Genomic DNA, 18848 nt, shown 5'->3' with positions numbered 1-18848 from the left:
GCTTACGGCCAACTTGTTCCGTTTCCGGAAGGCCTTGTTTACCGTGCGGCAAACAGCGTCAGGTTGCGCTCATGGCTCCTTAACAGGGGCGAGTGCAGAGATCGCGCCCGAGGGACAGAGAAATGGCGTCCACGGACAATCCCACGCCGGCTTCGCGCGGCAGCAAGAACCTTGGCAAGAGTCTTGGCAAGGCGCGCGCCGCCTTTGACGGTCTGCGCAGCCATGGCGGCTTCTGGCTGAAGGCGCTGTCGCAGCCGACCATCGATCTCAGCTTGCGCACCCAGGCCGGCCAACGCACCCGCATCGTCGAATCGCCCGGTCTGTCGCTGCCGAGGGACGAGCTCGACGCGCTGGTCGAGCAGCTGCGCATCGTCGCCGCCAAGACGCTGCCCGAGGAGAGCCTGACCTACGGCATCTTCTCCGGTGAACCCGAGCGGCTGTCGCGCGCCGTCGTCACGCTGATCTCGGAGGAAGACACCGGGCGGCCGATCGCCTTCAACGCGCTGTCGGTGATGGACGTGCCGCTCGACGGCGAGCCGGCCGAGGTCACCCACCTCGGCCTCGTCATGGTCGATCCCGATGTGCGCGGCCAGGGGCTGTCCTGGGTGCTTTACGGCCTGACCGCGCTGGTGCTGTTCGCCCGCGACGGGCTGCGGCCGAAATGGATTTCCAACGTCACCCAGGTGCCGGCGGTGGCCGGCATGGTCAGCGACACGTTCTCGGACGTCTACCCGTCGCCGCTGCCGGGCGCGCGACAGAGCTTTGCGCACCTGCAACTCGCGCGCGGCATCATGGCAAGGCATCGCGCGGTGTTCGGCGTCGGCGAGGAGGCCGGCTTCGACGAGGCGCGCTCGGTCATCACCAACGCCTATACCGGCGGCTCGGACGCGCTGAAGAAGACCTTCGAGGTCGCCCCGAAGCACCGCAACGCAATCTACAACGAATTCTGCGAACGCGAGCTGGATTACGGCCGCGGCGACGACGTGCTGCAGCTCGGCCGCGTCGATCTTGCCGGCGCACGCCGCTATCTCATGAGCGAGGTGCCCTCGGGCTCGCTGCCGTCGCTGCTCGCGGCGTCCGCGATGCTGGCGCTGCAGCGGCTGGTGCTGCCGGTGGTCTACTGGATGGACGACAGCCGCGCCTTCGGCACGCTGCGTCCGCGCAAGCAGGATAACGGGGCCGCGCGATGAATTTCGACTACTATTCCTTCACCGGCCGCAATATCGGCTTCATCGACGAGCACGAGCAGCAGCTGCTGCGTCAGGCGCGGGTGTTCGTCTGCGGCGTCGGCGGCATGGGCGGCGCGGCCTTCATGGCGCTGGCGCGCGCCGGCGTCGGCAAATTCGTGATCGCCGACATCGACCGCTTCGAGGTCTCCAACCTCAACCGCCAGGTGTTCGCCTTCGCCGACGAGGTCGGGCGCGAGAAGGCGGCGGTTGCCGCCGAAGCCGCAAAACGGATCAATCCGACCATCGAGATCGAGGTGCTTGGCGAGAACTGGACCAGCGAGCTGGCCGGGATCGCCGCGCAGTGCCCGGTCATCGTCAACGGCATGGACGATATCGCCGCCGGCGTGCATCTGTACCGGACCGCGAAGCGCGCCGATGCAACGGTGATCGACGCCTATATGTCGCCGCTGCCGTCGGTGATCGTGGTGCGCCCGCACGATCCGCGGCCCGAGCAGCGCCTCGGCTTTCCGACGCTTGGCAAGGACTGGACCGAAATCACCGAGGACGACCGCCGCGCCGCGATGCGCGCCGAGATCGAGCACGTGATGCTGCACTCCTCGTCGCGCAACTATGTCGACCTCGCCATCGCCGGCGAAGTCGCCGCCGGCCGCCGCAGCCGGATGTCGTTTGCGCCGATGGTGATCTCGACCGGCATGCTGATGGCCTATGAGGCGGTCGCGCTGATCCTCGGCCGCACCTCCGGCACCGATTGTCGCGGCTGGTTTCTCAACCCGCACCGGCCCGCGATCGAGAAGCCGCGCAATGCGCTGGTCGCCGCCTTGATGCGTCCGCTGGTGCGGCGGGCCATCGATGAACTGACGGGCGGCAAATGACCTCCGGGGTGATCGCCGATTCCATCGTCAATCTGTGCGGCGCCATCGGGCTCGCCGTGGCGATGATGACGTTCTACCGGCGCGATCCGAGGAGCCCGTTGACGCGCCGCCTGCTGCTCGCGCTCGGCGTGATCGCGATTCTGTTCCTCGACCGCGGTCTTGCCTGGTGGACCGGAAGCCGCCTGCTCGACCGCCTCTCGGTGATCCCGGCCTCGCTGGTCCCGCTCGGCGCCCTGATCGTCACCGAAGGCATCCTGCGGCGCCACGCGCCGCGCGCGGTCAAGATCGCGGCGCTCGCGGGCGCCATCCTGCTCGGTCTCGGCGGCCTGTTCGGACTGCAACGGCTGGCGATGCCTTACGCGATCGCGCTGGCGCTGTTCCAGCTGCTGGGTTTCGCCACCTGCGCGCTGCTGTTGGCAACGCGCGATCGCGCCTCGCTGATGGCTGCGGAGAACCGCAGCATCGGCCGCATGGCGGTCGGCGCGCTGGTCGTGATCCCGTTCATCCTGACCGATTTCCGCACGCTGTTTCCCGATATCCCCGTGCGGCTCGGCGCGCTGGGCGCGCTGCTCACCGTGACCGTGATGCTGATCGCCGGCGGCGGCGCCGAGACGCGCCGGCACGGCCTTGCGATGATGGCGCTGCGGCTGATCTCGTCGGGCCTGCTAGGCCTCGCCGCTGCCTTCATGGCGCCCGACGTCGACGCCGCGCAGATGATCCGTTTCGTCGCGGTTGCGATCGCCGGCGTCCTGACCATCGGGTTGATGACGGACGCGCTGCGGGCGCTGTTCGAATCGCAGGAGCCGGGCGTGCTCAACTCAGTCGCGGCATCGCCGGCGCAGACAAGGGAGCAGTTGATCGCCGAGCTGGCGCGGCACCCGATCTTCGAAAGCGCGCGGCGCTTCCGCGAGAACGAGCTTGCGCTCTACGATCCGCCGCTGCTGCACGACTTCCTGTCGACACGGCGTGTGCTGCGGCGGTCCGACGCGCCGTGGGGACTGGCGCCGACCGATCCCGCGGCCGAGCGCATCGTGTCGCTGATCGCAGCCAACAACGCCTCCCATGTCATCGTGCTCGGACACGATCCGCTCGACCTGATCGTGCTCGCGGTGCCCGTCACCGCGGCCGACCCCGCCACTGAGACCGCGCTGGCGCTGGTGCGCCGGCTGCTGGCGTTGACCCCGGAGGCCAAATGACATCAGAGATCCGCGAGGGTGACCGCAGGGCGGCATTCGACGCCGCGCTCAACGCTTATGGGCCCGACAGCCTCTACGTGCCGCCGCTGTGGAGCGATTTCGACCGGATGTTCGATCCGGCGAAGAATCCGTTCGTCACCGAAGGCCACGGCCGCTATGCGCTATTTTCAGCGCATCGCGATGGACGGCCGGTCGGCCGCATCGCCGCCTCGATCCACGACGCGTCCAACCGCAAGCACGGCACCCGCCATGGTGCATTCGGCTTCTTCGATTGCATCGACGACGTCGAGGTGGCCGATGCGCTGCTGCGCGCCGCCGAGCAATGGCTGTCGGCGCGCGGCATGAGCCGCGTCACCGGCAACTTCAACCTCACGGCGATGCAGCAGATCGGCGTGATGACCGACGGGTTCGACCATGCGCCGTTCACCGACATGATGTGGTCGCCGCCGCACATCGCAAAGCATCTCGAACGCGCCGGCTACGCCGCGACCTTCCCGATGACGACGTTCGAGATCGCCCTCGACGGCGGCAAGCCGGAGCAACTGCTCGGCGACAAGCAGCGCGCCGTGCTCGCTGACCCGGATTTCGTCTGGCAGCCGATCAAGCGTTCCGCCTTCAAGGTGCGGCTGGAGGACGCGCGGCTGATCCTCAATGACGGCTTTGCCGACAATCCGATGTTCGTGCCGCCGACCGCCGCCGAATATCTGTTCCAGGCCGGCGACATGATGTGGATCATCGACAAGCGGATTTCGACCGTGGTCTATCACCGCGGCCGGCCCGCCGGCGCGATCATCGCGATCGCTGACCTCAATCCGCTGATCAAGGCGATCGACGGCCGGGTCGGGCTGTCAGCGCCGTTCAAATTCGTGCGGCACCGCGTGATGAACAGGCGCGCGGTGCTGATCTATCAGTCGGTCTGCCGCGACCTGCACAATCGCGGTCTCAACGGCGCGATGCTCTACCGCACCGCGCTGGCGTTGCAGGAGGCGGGCTACCGCACGCTGGGCGGCACTTGGATCGCCGATATCAACGGTCCGTCGCTGCGCCAGGTCGAGAAGGTCGGCGCACGGCCGCTGCACCGGCTGCATCTGTTCACCAAGCGGCTGGCCGCGGCATGAGCGAGCTGACACGGGATCTGCTGCGCGAGCTGGTCGCGGAGGCGCGGCTGGCGCCGAGCGTCCACAACATCCAGCCGACCCGCTGGCGCCTGCTCGGCGACGGGCGGCTGGCGCTGGTCGACGCGACCGGTGTGCGTGCGCCGGTCGCCGACCCCGCGGGGCATGACGTGCTGGTGTCGCACGGCGCGGCGCTGGAGGGCATGAGCCTCGCGCTCAACCGGCGTGGCTTCGCAATCACGGGCATGACCACGCTCGAGCAGCCGCTGTCGCCGCAACTCTCCGTGCTCTGCTCTTTTGCGATCAGGCAAGGAGCCGAGCCCGATCCGCTGGCGGACCTCGTGGCACGCCGCGTGTCGTGGCGCGGCAAGTTCGCGGCATCGCCGGACGATGCGGCGGCGCTGGCGCAGCTGGCCGCCGCGCGCGACGATGTGATCTGCATTGGCGATCGCCGGGCGATTGCCGATATCGCCGGTTGGGCCGACCGGGCCGAATTCTCCTTTGTCCGCGGTGACGACTACCGGGCCGAGCTGCTCGCATGGATGCGGCTGTCGCCCGGCCATCCGCACTATCTGCTCGATGGCCTCAACCGTGATGCGCTGGCCATGAATGTGGTCGAGGCCACCGCCGCGCGTTACGTGCTCGGCAGCCTGTTCAAGCCGCTCGATCGTCTCGGCCTCGCCGCGTCGTTGCTTGCCGACGGCGCCAAGACTGCGTCGGCATCGGCGATCGTGCTGTTTTGCCGTCCGCTCGGTGAGGATCCACTCACGACCGGACGCCATTTCTACCGCGCCTGGCTGGAGATCGATCGCGCCGGTTTCGCGGCGTGCCCGATTTCGGCGCTATCAGATCATCCTGACTTCAACGACCGGCTGCGAAAGCTCGGCAAAATTGGCGCCGATCTGCGCCTCGTCAATGTGTTCCGCATCGGCCGGCCGTCAAAACCGATCAAACCGCGGCATTTCCGGTTGCCGGTTGACCGGCTCATTGTCTGAAAATTAAGCTGCAATCCCCGCTGTCAAAACTTCACGCGGTCGTGCTATGACGCCGCCCGCTAACCAACGACCGGTGGAGATGATGTCGAAGCAATCGCTGCGCGAGGAGGCCGAACGCCTCATCCGCGAGACCATGGAAAAGCGGAACTTGGTCATCAAGCAGGGCACGACCCGGATCGAGGCCGTTTGCGGCAAATGCGGTGCGCCGAACCGGGTGCAGGCGGAAAAGGGCCAGTCCCGCGTCAAGTTCACCTGCAAGAACTGCGACCACAAGCAGGAAACGCTGTGAGCGGGGCCGCGCTCCCGTCATCCTGACAGAATGTGAATGTATTCAGCCGTCGTTCTGGCTTTCGCCAGGACGACGGCGTGCGGAGGCCGCTCGCTACAATTCTCGACGACGCTTCCACGTCATTGCGAGCCACCCGGTCGGCGCGAAGCGCCGCCGGATGACGGGCTTCCGCGAAGCAATCCATCCTTCCGCGTATGCGGTGCCATGGATTGCTTCGTCGCTTCAGCGCAAAATTGCTTTGCAATTTTGTCGCGAACTCCTCGCAATGACGGGTGGCCCTACCTCCCCTTCACGAACGCGGCGAAAGCATCGCCGTAATCCGGATGCCAGCGCGACAGCGGCGGGCGGTTCTCGACGATGTCGCCGGCGGCCCACAGGATGCGGCGTTCGTCGAGTGCGCGCGGCACGTCGTTGTCGGGGCAGAGGATATAGAAATCGCCGGCATCGAGGCGTTCGATCATGAAGTCGATGGTCTGCTCCGCTGTCCAGGCGCCGGCCGGCTTCTCGGTGCGGCCGCGCGCGGTCAGCCCGGTAAAGACGAAGCCGGGGATCAAGAGATGCGCCGATATCTTGCAGCCGGCGGTGTTGCGCAGCTCGTGCTGCAGCGCTTCGGTGAATGCCTTCACGCCGGCCTTGGAAACGTTGTAGGCGGGATCGCCCGGCGGCGTGGTGATGCCCTGCTTGGATCCGGTGTTGATGATCAATCCCGGCCGGCCGCGCTTGATCATGTTGGGCGCGAACGCCTGGGTGCCGTTGATCACGCCCCACAGATTGACGCCAAGGATGCGCTGCCAATTGTCCGCGGGCCCGAACATCGCACTGCCGGGCTGGATGCCGGCATTGTTCATCAGGATGTCGGTGCCGCCGAACTTTTTCGCGACCGCGGCCTCCAGGCTTGCGACCGCGTCGGCGCGGCTGACGTCGACAGCCGCCGTCATAATGTCATCAGCGCCGCCCGGCGCCGCAGATGACAGCTTTGTCGCAGCATCCTTCAGCCGGTCGTCGTCGAGGTCGGCGATGCAGACCTTCATGCCGGCCTGCGCGAACCGCAATGCGGCGGCAAGTCCGATGCCGGAGGCGCCGCCGGTGATCACGGCAACATGATTGGCTGATATCACGGGGTGGGGCATCTGCGGTCTCCGGACACATGTGTGGCTGAGGTGCGGTCGCTATCGTACCATGCACGCACGCGCATGGGAGGTTTTCGTGCGTGCCGCCCTGATCAACGCCGGCTCGGCTTTACGGTTTCGCGTTCGCGCTGTAGAATTCGGGATATAACGCTTCCAAAAGACCTCAGCCGACATTTTACAGGGAGTGCAAACATGGCTGTTTCGCAGGCTGTTCCGATCACGCGCCATCCTTATGCCGATGGCTCCTACAAGAAGATGCTGATCGACGGCAAATGGGTCGACGCCGCCTCCGGCAAGAAGTTCGAGACGCACAATCCCGCGACCGGTGAATTGCTCGCGTCGGTCGCCGAGGGCGATGCCGAGGACATCAACCGTGCGGTCGCGGCGGCGCGCCGCGCGTTCGAAGGGCCCTGGAGCAAGGTGAAGCCGTTCGAGCGGCAGAACATGCTGCTCAAGCTGGCCGAGGTCGTCGAAGCCAATTTCGAGGAACTGTCCCAGCTCGACACGCTCGACATGGGCGCACCGATCAGCCGGACCCGCGGCAACCGCCTGCGCGCGCTCGGCATGCTGCGCTACTATGCGGGACAGGCGACCGCGATCCACGGCGAGACCATCGAGAACTCGCTGCCCGGCGAGATATTCTCCTACACGCTGAAGGAGCCGATCGGCGTGGTCGGCGCGATCATCCCCTGGAACGGGCCGTTGACCGCTTCGATCTGGAAGATCGGCCCCGCGATCGCGACCGGCTGCACCGTGGTGCTGAAGCCGGCCGAGGAATCGCCGCTGACCTCGCTGCGCATCGGCGAGCTCTGCATGGAGGCCGGCATTCCGCCCGGCGTCGTCAACGTCGTGCCGGGCTATGGCGAGACCGCGGGCGCCGCGCTCGCCTCGCATCCGGATGTCGACAAGGTCGCCTTCACCGGCTCGCACATCACCGGCCAGTCGATCATCCGTGCCTCGGCCGGCAACCTCAAGCGCGTCTCGCTCGAGCTCGGCGGCAAGTCGCCGGACATCGTGTTCGCCGATGCCGATCTCGACGCCGCGGTGCCGGGCGCGGCGATGGCGGTGTTCGCCAATTCCGGCCAGATCTGCAGCGCCGGCACGCGGCTGTTCGTCGAGCAGAAGGTCTATGACGAATTCGTCGGCCGCGTCGCCGAGTTCGGCAAGAAGCTGCAGGTCGGCAACGGCCTCGACCCCAACACCCAGATTGGTCCCTTGGTGTCGCAGCAGCAGATGGACCGGGTGTCGGGCTATCTCGACATCGGCCAGAAGGAAGGCGCCAAGGCGCTTGCCGGCGGCGGCCGCCTCACCGAGGGCGCGCTGTCGAAGGGTTACTTCGTTCAGCCGACCGTGTTCGCCAATGTGCAGGACAACATGCGCATCGCGCAGGAGGAGATCTTCGGCCCGGTGATCTCGGCGATTTCGTTTAGGGATCCGGACGAACTGATCAAGCGCGCCAACGCCACCACCTTCGGCCTCGGCTCGGGCGTCTGGACCACCAATGTCAGCAAGGCGCACCAGGTCGCCAAGGCGCTGCGTGCCGGCTCGGTCTGGGTCAATTGCTACCAGGCGATGGATCCGGCGGTGCCGTTCGGCGGCTACAAGATGAGCGGCTACGGCCGCGAGTCCGGCAAGCAGCACGTCGAGGAATATCTCAACGTCAAGGCGGTCTGGATCAAGACAGCTTAGGGCTGGTCCCGCTGTTTCTCTTCACCTCTCCCCGCCTGCGGGGAGAGGTCGGATTGCATCGCCAGATGCAATCCGGGTGAGGGGTACAGGTCTCAACGCTCGGCGTGTTCGCCGAGGGGAGTTCTCCGCTCCAACGCCCGCATGATTTCGGAATATTAGAAGAATATCCCTGATTTGCCCGACGCGTCAAGTTGGGTTGTCGAACGCCGGCCGCCGTCGGCGCCTTTGCATGGGGTTGTTTTCGATATTTTTCGTAAGCGCCCCTTGCTGCGGCCGCCGGTTTCTGCGTTTAGCGCCCGGCGGCCTTCTTCGGCTTGCCGATGTCGCTGCGCAGCGCCTCGAGATCCTTGCGTACGGCGCTTGCCGCGTCGCGCTCGATCTTGCGGTAGCGCGCCACCAAGGAGAGGCCGAACGGGGTCAGCACCGCGCCGCCGCCATTCTTGCCGCCGGTCTGCCGTTCCACCGCCGCCTGCCGGCAGATGCGGTTGATCTCGTCGACCAGGTCCCAGGCGCGCTTGTAGCTCATGTCCATGGCGCGGCCGGCGGCGGAGATCGAGCCGCATTCCTTGATCCGCTCAAGCAGCAGGATCTTGCCCGGCCCGATCCGGTCCTCGGCATCGAGGTCGATGCGGACGCTGAGGGAGGGGAGCGATGAGGCGCTCGATTTCGACATGGGAGACCTGTTCTCGTGGCAACAGATTGCCACTACCCGCTTTCATGAACAAGATGAACCCGTTAGATAACGGGCATGATCCGGAAAAGTGGGTACCGGTTCTCCGGGCGGATCATGCCCGGACTACAACGGGAAATGACACAAGATTAATTGGGGCAGGCATGAATCCTCCGTCGCTGTTCTCTCCGCTCAAGATCGGTCCCTACCAGCTCGAACATCGCGTCGTGATGGCGCCGCTGACGCGGATGCGGGCGGCGCGGCCGAGCCTCGCGCCGCGGCCGATCAACGCGGAATATTACGCGCAGCGCGCCACGCCCGGCGGCTTGCTGATCGCGGAGGCCTCGCCGGTGGTCGCGACCGGCTTCGGCAATCCCGGTGTTCCCGGCATCTACAGCGAGGCCCAGATCGCGGGCTGGCGCGAGGTGGTGGATGCCGTGCACGCCAAGGGCGGCTTGATCTTCCTGCAGCTCTGGCACGTCGGCCGCGTCTCGCACTCCTCGTTCCAGCCGGGCGGCGCCCTGCCGGTGGCGCCGTCGGCGGTCGCGATCCCCTCCGAGTTCAAGTGCATGACGGCGGACGGCAAGGTGGTCGATTACGAGACGCCGCGCGCGCTCGAGACCGACGAGGTCGCCCTGATGGTCGAGGCCTACCGGCAGGGCGCGAAGAACGCGCTCGCCGCCGGCTTCGACGGCGTCGAGGTTCACGGTGCCAATGGCTATCTGATCGAGCAGTTCCTGCAGTCGCGCAGCAACCTGCGCACCGACCGGTATGGCGGCTCGATCGAGAACCGCGTCCGCTTCCTGATGGAGGTGACGCAGGCGGTGACCGAGGTCTGGGGCGCGAGCCGCGTCGGTGTGCGGCTCTCGCCCTACGGCATCGCCAATGGCAGTGGCGAGGCCGACCCGATGCCGCTCTACAGCCACGCCATCACGGCGCTGGACAAGCTCGGGCTCGCCTATCTGCATTTCATCGAGCCGCGCGCCTCGGGCACCGGGCGTGCCGAGGTCGACTGGCAGAACGTGCCGGCGGCGATGGTGCTGTACCGCCCGATGTGGAGCGGCGTGCTGATCACCGCCGGCAATTTCGTCGGCGAAACCGCGCAGAGCGCGGTCGCCGAAGGTCATGCCGATGCGATCGCGTTCGGCCGCTACTTCATCTCCAACCCGGATCTGCCGCGCCGTCTGCAGCGCGGCTATCCCTTGACCAAGTACAACCGCGCCACCTTCTATGCCGGCGAGGAGAAGGGCTACACGGATTATCCGGTGCACGACGAATTGGCGCAGGCGTAACTCTTCGTAGCCCGGATATCGCTTCGCTCGTCCGGGCTACGATGCCTTGATGGGAGACCGTGATGTTTCCGGACGACGAGTTCGAGCCGACCAAAAAGCCAAAGCCGGTGGCGCTGGCGAAGCCCGCGGCCGGCCAATGCCTGTGCGGCAAGGTGCGGTTCGAGATCGACGTGCCGGCGCGCTGGGCCTGGCATGATCACACCGCCGCCAGCCGTCGTGCGCACGGCGCGGTTTACGCGACCTATGTCGGCAGCTGGAAGAAGCGCTTCCGCATCACGCAAGGCGAAAGCGAGCTGTCGCGTTACGAGGACGCGAAAAGCAAGACCGCGCGCAGCTTCTGCGCCAATTGCGGCACGCCGATCATCTACGAGCGCGCGCGGTCGCCGCACATGGTCAACATCCCGCGCGCGCTGTTCTCGGGGCGCACCGGCCGGCAGCCGCTCTATCACATCGCGATCGAGGAACTGCAGGAATGGGCCTACACCGGCGAGCCGCTGGTGCCGCTGAAGGGCTATCCCGGCGTGGTCTGGCAGCGCTCGAAAAAGAGGAAGCGCAGCGCGCGTGAGGGGATGTTCTAGCGAGTGCTTCACCTCAGGCGCGCGCCTGCGGAATGCGGCCATGACCGCTCGCTCGATTGCCCCTCGCGCGCAAGTTTGGTCATCTCCCTCGATCCCCGTCGGCCAACGCGCCGACAGGCCTGGAGGGAACATGAAAAATCGCATTACCGGCCGCTCGGCATTTCTGGCGCTGCTGAAGGATGAGGGCGTCACCCATCTGTTCGGCAATCCCGGCACCACCGAACTGCCGATCATGCACGCGCTGAAGGACCATCCCGATCTCACCTATGTGATGGCGATGCAGGAGAGCCTGGTGGTCGCGATGGCCGACGGCTTCAGCCGCGCCTCCGGCAAGCTGGTCGCCTGCAATGTTCATGTTGCGCCGGGCCTCGGCAACGCGATGGGCTCGCTCTACAATGCCAGCTTCACCGGCACGCCGCTGATCCTGACCGCCGGGCAGCAGGAACAGGGCCACGGCCTGACCGAACCGGTGCTCTACGGTCCGCTGGTGCAGATGGCGACGCCGCTGGTGAAATGGGCGGTCGAGGTGACGCGGCTCGAAGACCTGCCGCGCATCGTGCGCCGCGCCGCCAAGATCGCGACCACGCCGCCGACCGGGCCGGTGTTCATCTCGCTGCCCGGCGACATCCTCAATTCCGAAGCCGGCATCGAGCTCGGCCGCTCCACCCGGATCGACACGCGGGTGAGGCCGTCGGAGGATTCGCTCAAGGCGCTGGCCGCGCGCATCCTGAAAGCGGAGCGACCGGTGATCGTCGTCGGCGACGAGATCGTGAAAAGCGATGCGCTGCGCGAGGCGGCCGATCTCGCCGAGACGCTGGGCTGCCCGGCCTGGCAATCGCCGACTCCTTATGGTTCGCACTTCCTCTCCGAAAGCCCGAGCTTCATGGGCGCGATCGCGCGGCTGCAGAAGGTCGCGCGCGACGTGCTGGCACCGCATGATCTGTTGATCGCGCTCGGCGGCGATCCGCTGCGGATGTCCGTTTACAGCGAGGTCGATCCGTTGCCGGACGGGCTCTCGATCGTACAGGTCGGCCTGGTCGACAGCGACCTCGCCAGGAACTATGGCGCCGAGATCGCGGTGAAGGCGGACGTCAAGGAAACGCTGCGCGCGCTGGTGCCGGCGTTGAAGGAGGCCGGCGGCGGCGCGCTGGAGACGCGTGCCAGGCAGGGACTCGCGGCCTTGTCGACGAAGAACTGGGCGGCGAAGCGCAAGGCGCTGGTCGAACAGATCTCGAAGGCGAGTCAGACCTCGCCGATCGATCCGGACTGGCTGGCGTTGCAGGTCGTGGAGGCGATGCCCGACAACGCGATCCTGGTCGACGAGGGCCTGACCTCGTCGCGTCAGATCATTGGCTTGCGGCCGCATCGCGACCGCTACGGCTATCACGCGCTGGCATCCGGCGGCATCGGCTGGGGCCTGCCGGCCGCGGTCGGCGTCAGCCTCGCCAATCCAGAGCGGCCGGTGGTGTGCTATTCCGGCGACGGCTCGTCGATGTATTCGATCCAGTCGCTGTGGACCGCCGCCAATCACAAGCTGCCGCTGACCTTCGTCATCGTCAACAATGGCGGCTACCGCATCATCAAGCAGCGCCTGCTCGCCTTCCACGGCGACGACAACTATGTCGGCATGGATTTCATCGACCCGCCGGTCGATTTCACCGGCGTCGCACGCTCGCTTGGGCTCGAGGCGATCAGGATCACCGACCCGCAAGAGCTGAAGAGCGTGATGAAGTCGGCGTTCAGCCGCCCGGGTGCGAAGCTGATCGAGGTGGTGGTGAGCAATGCGGTGAATTGACTTTTCACGATGCGCTCTCCTCTCACCGTCATCCTGAGGTGCGAGCGGAGCGAGCCTCGAAGGATGCACGGCCCGGCCGGTGGCCGTCGATCCTTCGAGACGCGCGCAAGAGCGCGCTCCTCAGGATGACGGGATGGGCAGATGTGTGTGCCGCGTCATTGCGAGGCACGAAGCGACGAAGCAATCCATGATCCCGCATATGCGGAGCTATGGATTGCTTCGCTGAGCCTGTCATCCGGCGGCGCTTCGCGCCGACCGGGTGGCTCGCAATGACGGGGCTGGCTACGTCGTCATCTTCTTCGCCCGATACCGACTCGCCGGATGCGTCGCGTCCAGCCTCGCACGCCCTGCGCCGAACAGCTTCTCCCGCAAGGTGCCCTTGGCATACTCGCGCTTGTAGCGGCCGCGCTTGACGAGCTCCGGCACCAGCATGTCGGCGATGTCCTCGAAATCGCCGGGCGAGATCGCGAACGCGATGTTGAGGCCGTCGACGTCGGTGTCCTCGAACCATTGCTCGATCTTGTCGGCGACCTGCTCCGGCGAGCCGACCACCACGGGGCCGGCGCCGCCGATGCCGACATGCTCGGCGACCTCGCGCACGGTCCAGACCCGGTCGGGATCGGCGCGGGTGACGTTGTCCATCGCGGAGCGGCCGGCGTCGTTCTGCACGTGGCGGACCTCCTGGTCGAGCGAATAGGTCGAGAAGTCGACTCCGGTCCAGCCCGACATCAGCGCCAGTGCGCCTTCATGGCTGATATGGCTGCGATACTCGGCGTACTTCGCTTTCGCCTCCGCCTCGGTCGGCGCCACCACGATGCACATCATCGAGAACATCAGGATCTCGGCCGCGTTGCGGCCCTTCGCGGCCGCGAGCTCGCGGATCGCCGACACCCGCGGGCCGATCACCTTCGCCGACGGTCCCGACATGAACACGCATTCGGCGTGCTCGGCGGCGAACTGCCGGCCGCGCGGCGAAGTGCCGGCCTGGTAGAGCACCGGCGTGCGCTGCGGCGACGGCTCCGACAGGTGGATCGCGTTGAGCCGGTAGTTGTTGCCGTCATGGCGTACCGGATGCACCTTGCTCGGATCGGTGAAGATGCCGCGCGCGACGTCGCGGATCGCGGCGTCGTCCTCCCAGCTGCCTTCCCAGAGCTTGTAGACCAGCTCCATATATTCGTCGGCGAGCTCGTAGCGGTCGTCATGCGCGGTCTGCTTGTCCTTGCCGGCGCCGCGCGCGGCGGAATCGAGATAGCCGGTCACCACGTTCCAGCCGACCCGGCCGCCGGTGAGGTGATCGAGCGTCGACATCCGCCGCGCGAACGGGTAGGGCGGCTCGAAGGAGAGATTGCTGGTGACGCCGAAGCCGAGATTTTCGGTCACCGCGGCCATCGCCGGGATCAGTATCAACGGTTCATTGGCCGGGGTCTGCGCCGCGTTGCGCAGCGCCGCATCCGGATTGCCGGCATAGACGTCGTAGACGCCGAGCACGTCGGCGAGGAACAGCCCGTCGAACCGGCCGCGCTCCAGCGTCTTCGCCAGATCGATCCAGTAGGACAGCTTGTTGTAGTCCTTGGTGCGGTCGCGCGGATGGGTCCACAGCCCCGGCGACTGATGCGCCACGCAGTTCATGGCAAAGGCGTTGAGCCGGATTTGTTTTGTCATTGTCGAAAACCTTGGTCGAAACCTTGCGCGCCGCTTCGATTGCTGCCCGGTCGGTGCCGGGCGTCCCGCTTCAACTTGTTGCGACTTCCCACGTTTTGGCAAGGCCCATTCGCATTTCGCGCCCTTCCGGTCGCGAGCCGATCCCGATAGGTTGCGCCCCTCCAGAAGCATGATCGGGACGCAAAGCATGGCGTTCCGGTGCGATCATGCCAAGACGCGACCGGACGAAGGAACAATCATGGCGACACGGGCCGACGCAATCGCAAAGGTGCGAGAGCATTTTCAATCGGGAGAGTTCTTGAAGGAACTGGACCGCAGGGTCGGCTACCAGACCGAGAGCCTGAATGCCGACAAGGCCGATGCGCTGCGCGCCTATCTGGTGGAGAATCTGCAACCGGCCTTCGCCGAGCTCGATTTCAAGACCCACCTGATCGAGTCGCCGACCGGCCGCGGGCCCTATCTGATTGCCGACTATCAGGAAGACGCTTCGCGGCCGACCGTGCTGACCTACGGCCATGGCGACGTCGTCGACGGCATGGTCGGCGAATGGCGCGACGGGCTCAATCCTTGGCAGACCACGGTCAAGGGCGAGCGCGTCTATGGCCGCGGCACCGCCGACAACAAGGGCCAGCATTCGATCAACATGGCGGCGCTGCGCGCGGTGAAGCAGGCGCGCGGCGGCAAGCTCGGCTTCAATGCCAAATTCATCATCGAGACCGGCGAGGAGATCGGCTCGCCCGATCTGCGCGAGGTCTGCGAGGCGCATCGCGAGGAGCTGAAGGCCGACCTGTTCATCGCGTCCGACGGGCCGCGGTTGTCGGCGGAGCGGCCGACCATCTTCCTCGGCTGCCGCGGCGGCAACCGCATCCATCTCGACGTCAATCTGCGCGAGGGCGGCAACCATTCCGGCAATTGGGGCGGCGTGCTCGCCAACCCCGCCACGATCCTGGCGAGCGCGATCGCGAGCCTGGTCGACGGCAAGGGTCGCATGAAGCTCGATATCCTCAAACCGCCGCCGATCTCCAACCGCGTCCGCGCCGCGCTCGCCGACGTCGAGGTCAAGCCGACGGCGGACGAACCGGCGCTGGCGGAAGACTGGGGCGAGGAGGGCCTGACCGCGGCGGAGCGGCTCTATGCCTGGAACACTCTGGAGGTGCTGGCGATGTCGTCGGGCAATATCGAAAAGCCCGCCAACGCGATCCCTGGCAAGGCCAACGCCGTGCTGCAGCTCCGCTTCGTCGTCGGCACCCGGCATCTCGAGGTGATCGACGCGGTGCGGGACTATCTGCACAACAACGGTTTTCCGATGGTCGAGGTCTCGGGCACGCAGCGCTTTGCCGCCTCGCGCACCGACATGGACAGCCCGTGGATCGACTGGGCGGCGAACTCGATCCGCGCCACCACCGGCAAGGCGCCGGCGGTGCTGCCGAACTTCGGCGGCTCGCTGCCGAACGACGTGTTCTCCGAAGGCCTCGGCCTGCCGACGATCTGGGTGCCGCATTCCTATCCGGGCTGCTCGCAGCACGCCCCCGACGAGCACATCCTGCTGCCGGTGACCGAGGAGGCGCTGACCATCATGGCCGGCCTGTTCTGGGACCTCGGCGAGGCAAAGCACAAGGGATAAGGAGCTGGGCTCGCTTGTTCCCCGTCATTCTGAGGTGGCCGCTTCTTCAGCGGCCCTCGAAGGATCGACGGCCACCAGTGGCGCCGTGCATCCTTCGAGGCTCGCAAGAGCTCGCACCTCCAGCGACAAAGGCGAAGCCTTTGCGCGCGGATGACGGGGAAGACGTGGATGGCCGGGTCAAGCCGGCCATTTCGAGTTGAAAAGCTGGTGCCTTCACCGGCAAGGAAAATGTAATGACACTATCAACTTCGGCGGACGCTCAGCGCGCAACAGCGGTCGACAAGAAAAACATCACCCGCCTGATCGTCGCGACCTCGGTCGGCAATGCGCTCGAATGGTACGACATCTCGGTCTATGCCTATTTCGCGGTGTATCTCTCCAAGGCGTTCTTCCCGGCCAATGATCCGACCACCTCGCTGCTGTTGACCTTCGGCAGCTTCGGCCTGTCGTTTCTGATCCGCCCGATCGGCGGCGTCGTGCTCGGCGCCTATGCCGACCGGCACGGCCGCAAGGCCTCGCTGATGCTGTCGATCGTGCTGATGACGCTGGGCACGCTGGTGCTGGCGCTGATGCCGACCTATCAGACCATCGGCATCCTGGCGCCGATCGCGGTGCTGCTGGCACGCCTGGTGCAGGGCTTTTCCGCCGGCGGCGAGTTCGGCTCCTCGACTGCGTTCCTGGTCGAGCACATGCCGGAGCGGCGCGGCTTCGTGGCGAGCTGGCAGTTCGCGAGCCAGGGCGTCAGCGGGCTGCTGGGCGCCGGCTTTGGTGCACTGCTGACCTCGCTGATGAGCCCGGAGGATTTGCAGTCCTGGGGCTGGCGGCTGCCGTTCCTGTTCGGCGTCCTGATCGGCCCGGTCGGCATCTACATCCGCAACCACGTCGACGATGCGACCCCGCCGCCGGCGGCGAAGAAGGAATCGCCGGTCAGGGAAGTGTTCGCGCGGCAGAAGCTCGCCACGATGCTCGCGATCGGCGCACTCGCGGTGTCGACCGCGGTCAACTATTTGATCGTCTACATGCCGACCTATGTGGTGAAGACGCTCAACCTCGCGCCATCGGTTGGCTTCATCGCCTCGTTCGCCGCGCAGACCGCGGTTGCGCTGCTGGCGCCGATCGCAGGCATGGTCTCCGACAAGATCGGACGCACCACCCACATGATCCTGTTCGCGCTGCTGTTGCTGGTGTCGATCTTCCCGGCCTTCCTCCTGCTCACCGGCAAGCCGACGCCGATGATCATCCTGATCGGCGTGCTCTGGCTCGGCGTCCTCAAGTCGCTGTATTACGGGCCGCTCGCCGCGCTGATGTCGGAACTGTTTCCGGCGGCGACGCGTGCGACCGGGCTCGGTCTCAGCTACAATATCGGCGTCACCTTGTTCGGCGGCATGGGGCCGGCGATCATGACCTGGATGGGTGGCTTCGCGGCGATCGGCGAGCTCGCGCCGGGTTACTATCTCACCGCCGTCTGCATCCTCAGCCTCTGCGCGCTGTTCACGATCCGCAGGCTGCGGCTGGCGTAGCGCATGATCCGAAAAAGTGCGAAGCGGTTTTTCGAAGAGATCACGCGCAAACCGCATCAGATTTCGTGATGCGAAATTCAAATATCCTTATTGTTGCACAGCAGCGTAGATAGTCGAAATCAAAGTTTCATCTGACGAAAGTATACGGTGTCCGGCGTGCGTCATCCGTCCTAGGATGATGTCGGCCGGGCGCGCATCTTCGTCCTGCCCGGTTCAGGATTTGGAATTGACGGCAAGGAAGGCCAGGGCATGAACGCCTCCACGACTGCGACCGCACGGACCAGCCGCAAGAGGCCACTGCCGGAGCCGGGCCAACCCGACAAGTTCAACGCGATCCAGAAGGTCTGCGCGATCCTGCGCGTGCTGGCGCAGCGCTCGCCGTTGCGGCTCACCGACATCGCCGACTCCACCTCGCTGAACAAGGCGACGGCGCTGCGCATTCTCAACTCGCTGATTGAGGAAGGCTTCGTCAGCCGCGTCGCCGGCGCCAAGACCTATGAGCTCGGCCAGGAGGCGCGGGTGATGGCGGTCGGCGCGCGCCGTTCGGTCGACATCGCCGAGCTGGCGCAGCCGAGCCTGCTCCGGCTGTCGGAGCGCTCGGCCGATACCGCGCTGCTGTCGGTGCGATCCGGCGTCGAGGCGCTTTATCTGGCGCGCTCGGTCGGCAACCATCCGCTGCAACCGAACTATTTGCAGATCGGCAGCCGCCGTCCGCTCGGCGTCGGCGCCGGCGCGCTGGCGCTGCTGGTCTGGCTGCCGGATGCCGAGATCGAGGCTGTGATCGAGGTGATCGTGCCGCGGCTGGCGAAATCGCCGCGCATCACGCCAAAGTTCCTGCGCGAGCGGATCGCCATGGCGCGCAAGGCCGGCCACACCGTGTTGATCGACGCCGCGTTCCCCGGCATGGGCGGCGTCGGCGTGCCGGTGCGCGACGATGCCGGCGAGGTGGTCGCCGCGCTCTCGATCGGCGCCGCGTCCGACCGCATCCGTCGCCGCGAAGGCGAGCTCGCCGACATGCTGAAGAAGGAAGCCCAGGTGCTGGCCCGCGCGCTGGCCCAGGCGCCGAAGAACGGGCGTGCGGCGAAGGTCGGTTGAGCTGCCGCTTCGCCTCTCCCCGCGTGCGCAGGGGTGTCCGGGGAATGATTCACTGTGTCGCGGTGCATGCTCGGCAGGACCGAGGCAAATCGGTCTTTTCTGGTTGTCGAGACACAGAGGGCCGAGCATGCGATAT

The 18848-nt window shown here is 66.3% G+C and carries 16 protein-coding genes; 13 read left to right on the top strand and 3 right to left on the bottom strand.

Going from position 1 to position 18848, the window contains the following annotated elements:
• The first annotated feature begins 122 nt into the window (after positions 1-122).
• The 6 genes from ACZBJS_RS36230 (at position 123) to ACZBJS_RS36205 (ending at position 5657) form a co-directional block, all read left to right on the top strand.
• On the top strand, positions 123-1190 hold the full coding sequence (locus ACZBJS_RS36230) for a hypothetical protein (RefSeq protein WP_316398824.1): 1068 nt from the start codon (positions 123-125) through the stop codon (positions 1188-1190).
• Complete coding sequence (locus ACZBJS_RS36225) at positions 1187-2062, top strand: HesA/MoeB/ThiF family protein (protein WP_076827627.1); 876 nt, start codon at positions 1187-1189, stop codon at positions 2060-2062. Before ACZBJS_RS36230 ends, ACZBJS_RS36225 begins: the two co-directional genes overlap by 4 nt.
• Positions 2059-3258: a hypothetical protein gene (locus ACZBJS_RS36220; RefSeq protein WP_076827625.1), complete on the top strand. Its 1200-nt coding sequence runs from the start codon at positions 2059-2061 to the stop codon at positions 3256-3258. Before ACZBJS_RS36225 ends, ACZBJS_RS36220 begins: the two co-directional genes overlap by 4 nt.
• The gene (locus ACZBJS_RS36215) at positions 3255-4376 is read left to right on the top strand and encodes a GNAT family N-acetyltransferase (RefSeq protein ID WP_463439905.1); all 1122 of its coding nucleotides are present in this window, start codon (positions 3255-3257) and stop codon (positions 4374-4376) included. The genes ACZBJS_RS36220 and ACZBJS_RS36215 overlap by 4 nt, the downstream gene beginning before the upstream one ends.
• A complete protein-coding gene (locus ACZBJS_RS36210) occupies positions 4373-5368 on the top strand; it encodes a nitroreductase family protein (protein ID WP_316398822.1) in 996 nt (331 codons plus the stop codon). Before ACZBJS_RS36215 ends, ACZBJS_RS36210 begins: the two co-directional genes overlap by 4 nt.
• A gap of 82 nt (positions 5369-5450) precedes the next feature.
• The gene (locus ACZBJS_RS36205; RefSeq protein WP_024581255.1) at positions 5451-5657 is read left to right on the top strand and encodes a hypothetical protein; all 207 of its coding nucleotides are present in this window, start codon (positions 5451-5453) and stop codon (positions 5655-5657) included.
• A gap of 278 nt (positions 5658-5935) precedes the next feature.
• On the opposite strand, the gene ACZBJS_RS36200 is transcribed toward ACZBJS_RS36205, so the two are convergent.
• A complete protein-coding gene (locus ACZBJS_RS36200) occupies positions 5936-6787 on the bottom strand; it encodes an SDR family NAD(P)-dependent oxidoreductase (protein WP_076827619.1) in 852 nt (283 codons plus the stop codon).
• A gap of 192 nt (positions 6788-6979) precedes the next feature.
• Between ACZBJS_RS36200 and ACZBJS_RS36195 the strand changes: the two genes are divergently transcribed.
• Entirely contained in the window at positions 6980-8476 is a 1497-nt protein-coding gene (locus ACZBJS_RS36195) for an aldehyde dehydrogenase family protein (protein ID WP_316398412.1), read from the top strand.
• Between the two features lie 289 nt (positions 8477-8765).
• Here the strand turns inward: ACZBJS_RS36195 and ACZBJS_RS36190 are convergent, their stop codons facing one another.
• The gene (locus tag ACZBJS_RS36190) at positions 8766-9149 is read right to left on the bottom strand and encodes a winged helix-turn-helix domain-containing protein (protein WP_016846469.1); all 384 of its coding nucleotides are present in this window, start codon (positions 9147-9149) and stop codon (positions 8766-8768) included.
• A gap of 161 nt (positions 9150-9310) precedes the next feature.
• Between ACZBJS_RS36190 and ACZBJS_RS36185 the strand changes: the two genes are divergently transcribed.
• The 3 genes from ACZBJS_RS36185 to ACZBJS_RS36175 all read left to right on the top strand — a co-directional run bounded on the left by ACZBJS_RS36185 (position 9311) and on the right by ACZBJS_RS36175 (position 12811).
• On the top strand, positions 9311-10438 hold the full coding sequence (locus ACZBJS_RS36185) for an alkene reductase (RefSeq protein ID WP_463439904.1): 1128 nt from the start codon (positions 9311-9313) through the stop codon (positions 10436-10438).
• 62 nt (positions 10439-10500) lie between these two features.
• Positions 10501-11016 carry a GFA family protein gene (locus ACZBJS_RS36180; protein ID WP_229190744.1) on the top strand — a complete coding sequence of 172 codons (516 nt, stop codon included), beginning with the start codon at positions 10501-10503 and terminating at the stop codon, positions 11014-11016.
• 130 nt (positions 11017-11146) lie between these two features.
• A complete protein-coding gene (locus tag ACZBJS_RS36175) occupies positions 11147-12811 on the top strand; it encodes a thiamine pyrophosphate-binding protein (RefSeq protein ID WP_316398414.1) in 1665 nt (554 codons plus the stop codon).
• Between the two features lie 282 nt (positions 12812-13093).
• On the opposite strand, the gene ACZBJS_RS36170 is transcribed toward ACZBJS_RS36175, so the two are convergent.
• A complete protein-coding gene (locus tag ACZBJS_RS36170; RefSeq protein ID WP_316398415.1) occupies positions 13094-14473 on the bottom strand; it encodes an LLM class flavin-dependent oxidoreductase in 1380 nt (459 codons plus the stop codon).
• A 238-nt stretch (positions 14474-14711) separates the two neighbouring features.
• On the opposite strand from ACZBJS_RS36170, the gene ACZBJS_RS36165 reads away from it, so the two are divergent.
• From ACZBJS_RS36165 to ACZBJS_RS36155, 3 genes are all read left to right on the top strand, one after another.
• Entirely contained in the window at positions 14712-16097 is a 1386-nt protein-coding gene (locus ACZBJS_RS36165; RefSeq protein ID WP_316398416.1) for a M20 family metallopeptidase, read from the top strand.
• 233 nt (positions 16098-16330) lie between these two features.
• On the top strand, positions 16331-17617 hold the full coding sequence (locus ACZBJS_RS36160) for an MFS transporter (RefSeq protein WP_316398417.1): 1287 nt from the start codon (positions 16331-16333) through the stop codon (positions 17615-17617).
• A gap of 249 nt (positions 17618-17866) precedes the next feature.
• Entirely contained in the window at positions 17867-18712 is an 846-nt protein-coding gene (locus ACZBJS_RS36155) for an IclR family transcriptional regulator (protein WP_057015479.1), read from the top strand.
• Positions 18713-18848: the final 136 nt, after the last annotated feature.

It is taken from the genome of Bradyrhizobium sp. KZN70725 (genome assembly GCF_055264925.1).
This window is presented reverse-complemented; position numbering and strand designations above follow the sequence as displayed.

Excerpts from the sequence above, each read along its gene's own strand:
- ACZBJS_RS36180 (WP_229190744.1), top strand. The coding sequence starts at position 10,501 with ATGTTTCCGGACGACGAGTTCGAGCCGACCAAAAAGCCAAAGCCGGTG.
- ACZBJS_RS36205 (WP_024581255.1), top strand. The coding sequence starts at position 5,451 with ATGTCGAAGCAATCGCTGCGCGAGGAGGCCGAACGCCTCATCCGCGAG.
- ACZBJS_RS36230 (WP_316398824.1), top strand. The coding sequence starts at position 123 with ATGGCGTCCACGGACAATCCCACGCCGGCTTCGCGCGGCAGCAAGAAC.
- ACZBJS_RS36210 (WP_316398822.1), top strand. The coding sequence starts at position 4,373 with ATGAGCGAGCTGACACGGGATCTGCTGCGCGAGCTGGTCGCGGAGGCG.
- ACZBJS_RS36190 (WP_016846469.1), bottom strand. The coding sequence starts at position 9,149 with ATGTCGAAATCGAGCGCCTCATCGCTCCCCTCCCTCAGCGTCCGCATC.
- ACZBJS_RS36225 (WP_076827627.1), top strand. The coding sequence starts at position 1,187 with ATGAATTTCGACTACTATTCCTTCACCGGCCGCAATATCGGCTTCATC.
- ACZBJS_RS36160 (WP_316398417.1), top strand. The coding sequence starts at position 16,331 with ATGACACTATCAACTTCGGCGGACGCTCAGCGCGCAACAGCGGTCGAC.
- ACZBJS_RS36200 (WP_076827619.1), bottom strand. The coding sequence starts at position 6,787 with ATGCCCCACCCCGTGATATCAGCCAATCATGTTGCCGTGATCACCGGC.
- ACZBJS_RS36170 (WP_316398415.1), bottom strand. The coding sequence starts at position 14,473 with ATGACAAAACAAATCCGGCTCAACGCCTTTGCCATGAACTGCGTGGCG.
- ACZBJS_RS36195 (WP_316398412.1), top strand. The coding sequence starts at position 6,980 with ATGGCTGTTTCGCAGGCTGTTCCGATCACGCGCCATCCTTATGCCGAT.
- ACZBJS_RS36175 (WP_316398414.1), top strand. The coding sequence starts at position 11,147 with ATGAAAAATCGCATTACCGGCCGCTCGGCATTTCTGGCGCTGCTGAAG.
- ACZBJS_RS36215 (WP_463439905.1), top strand. The coding sequence starts at position 3,255 with ATGACATCAGAGATCCGCGAGGGTGACCGCAGGGCGGCATTCGACGCC.
- ACZBJS_RS36185 (WP_463439904.1), top strand. The coding sequence starts at position 9,311 with ATGAATCCTCCGTCGCTGTTCTCTCCGCTCAAGATCGGTCCCTACCAG.
- ACZBJS_RS36220 (WP_076827625.1), top strand. The coding sequence starts at position 2,059 with ATGACCTCCGGGGTGATCGCCGATTCCATCGTCAATCTGTGCGGCGCC.
- ACZBJS_RS36165 (WP_316398416.1), top strand. The coding sequence starts at position 14,712 with ATGGCGACACGGGCCGACGCAATCGCAAAGGTGCGAGAGCATTTTCAA.
- ACZBJS_RS36155 (WP_057015479.1), top strand. The coding sequence starts at position 17,867 with ATGAACGCCTCCACGACTGCGACCGCACGGACCAGCCGCAAGAGGCCA.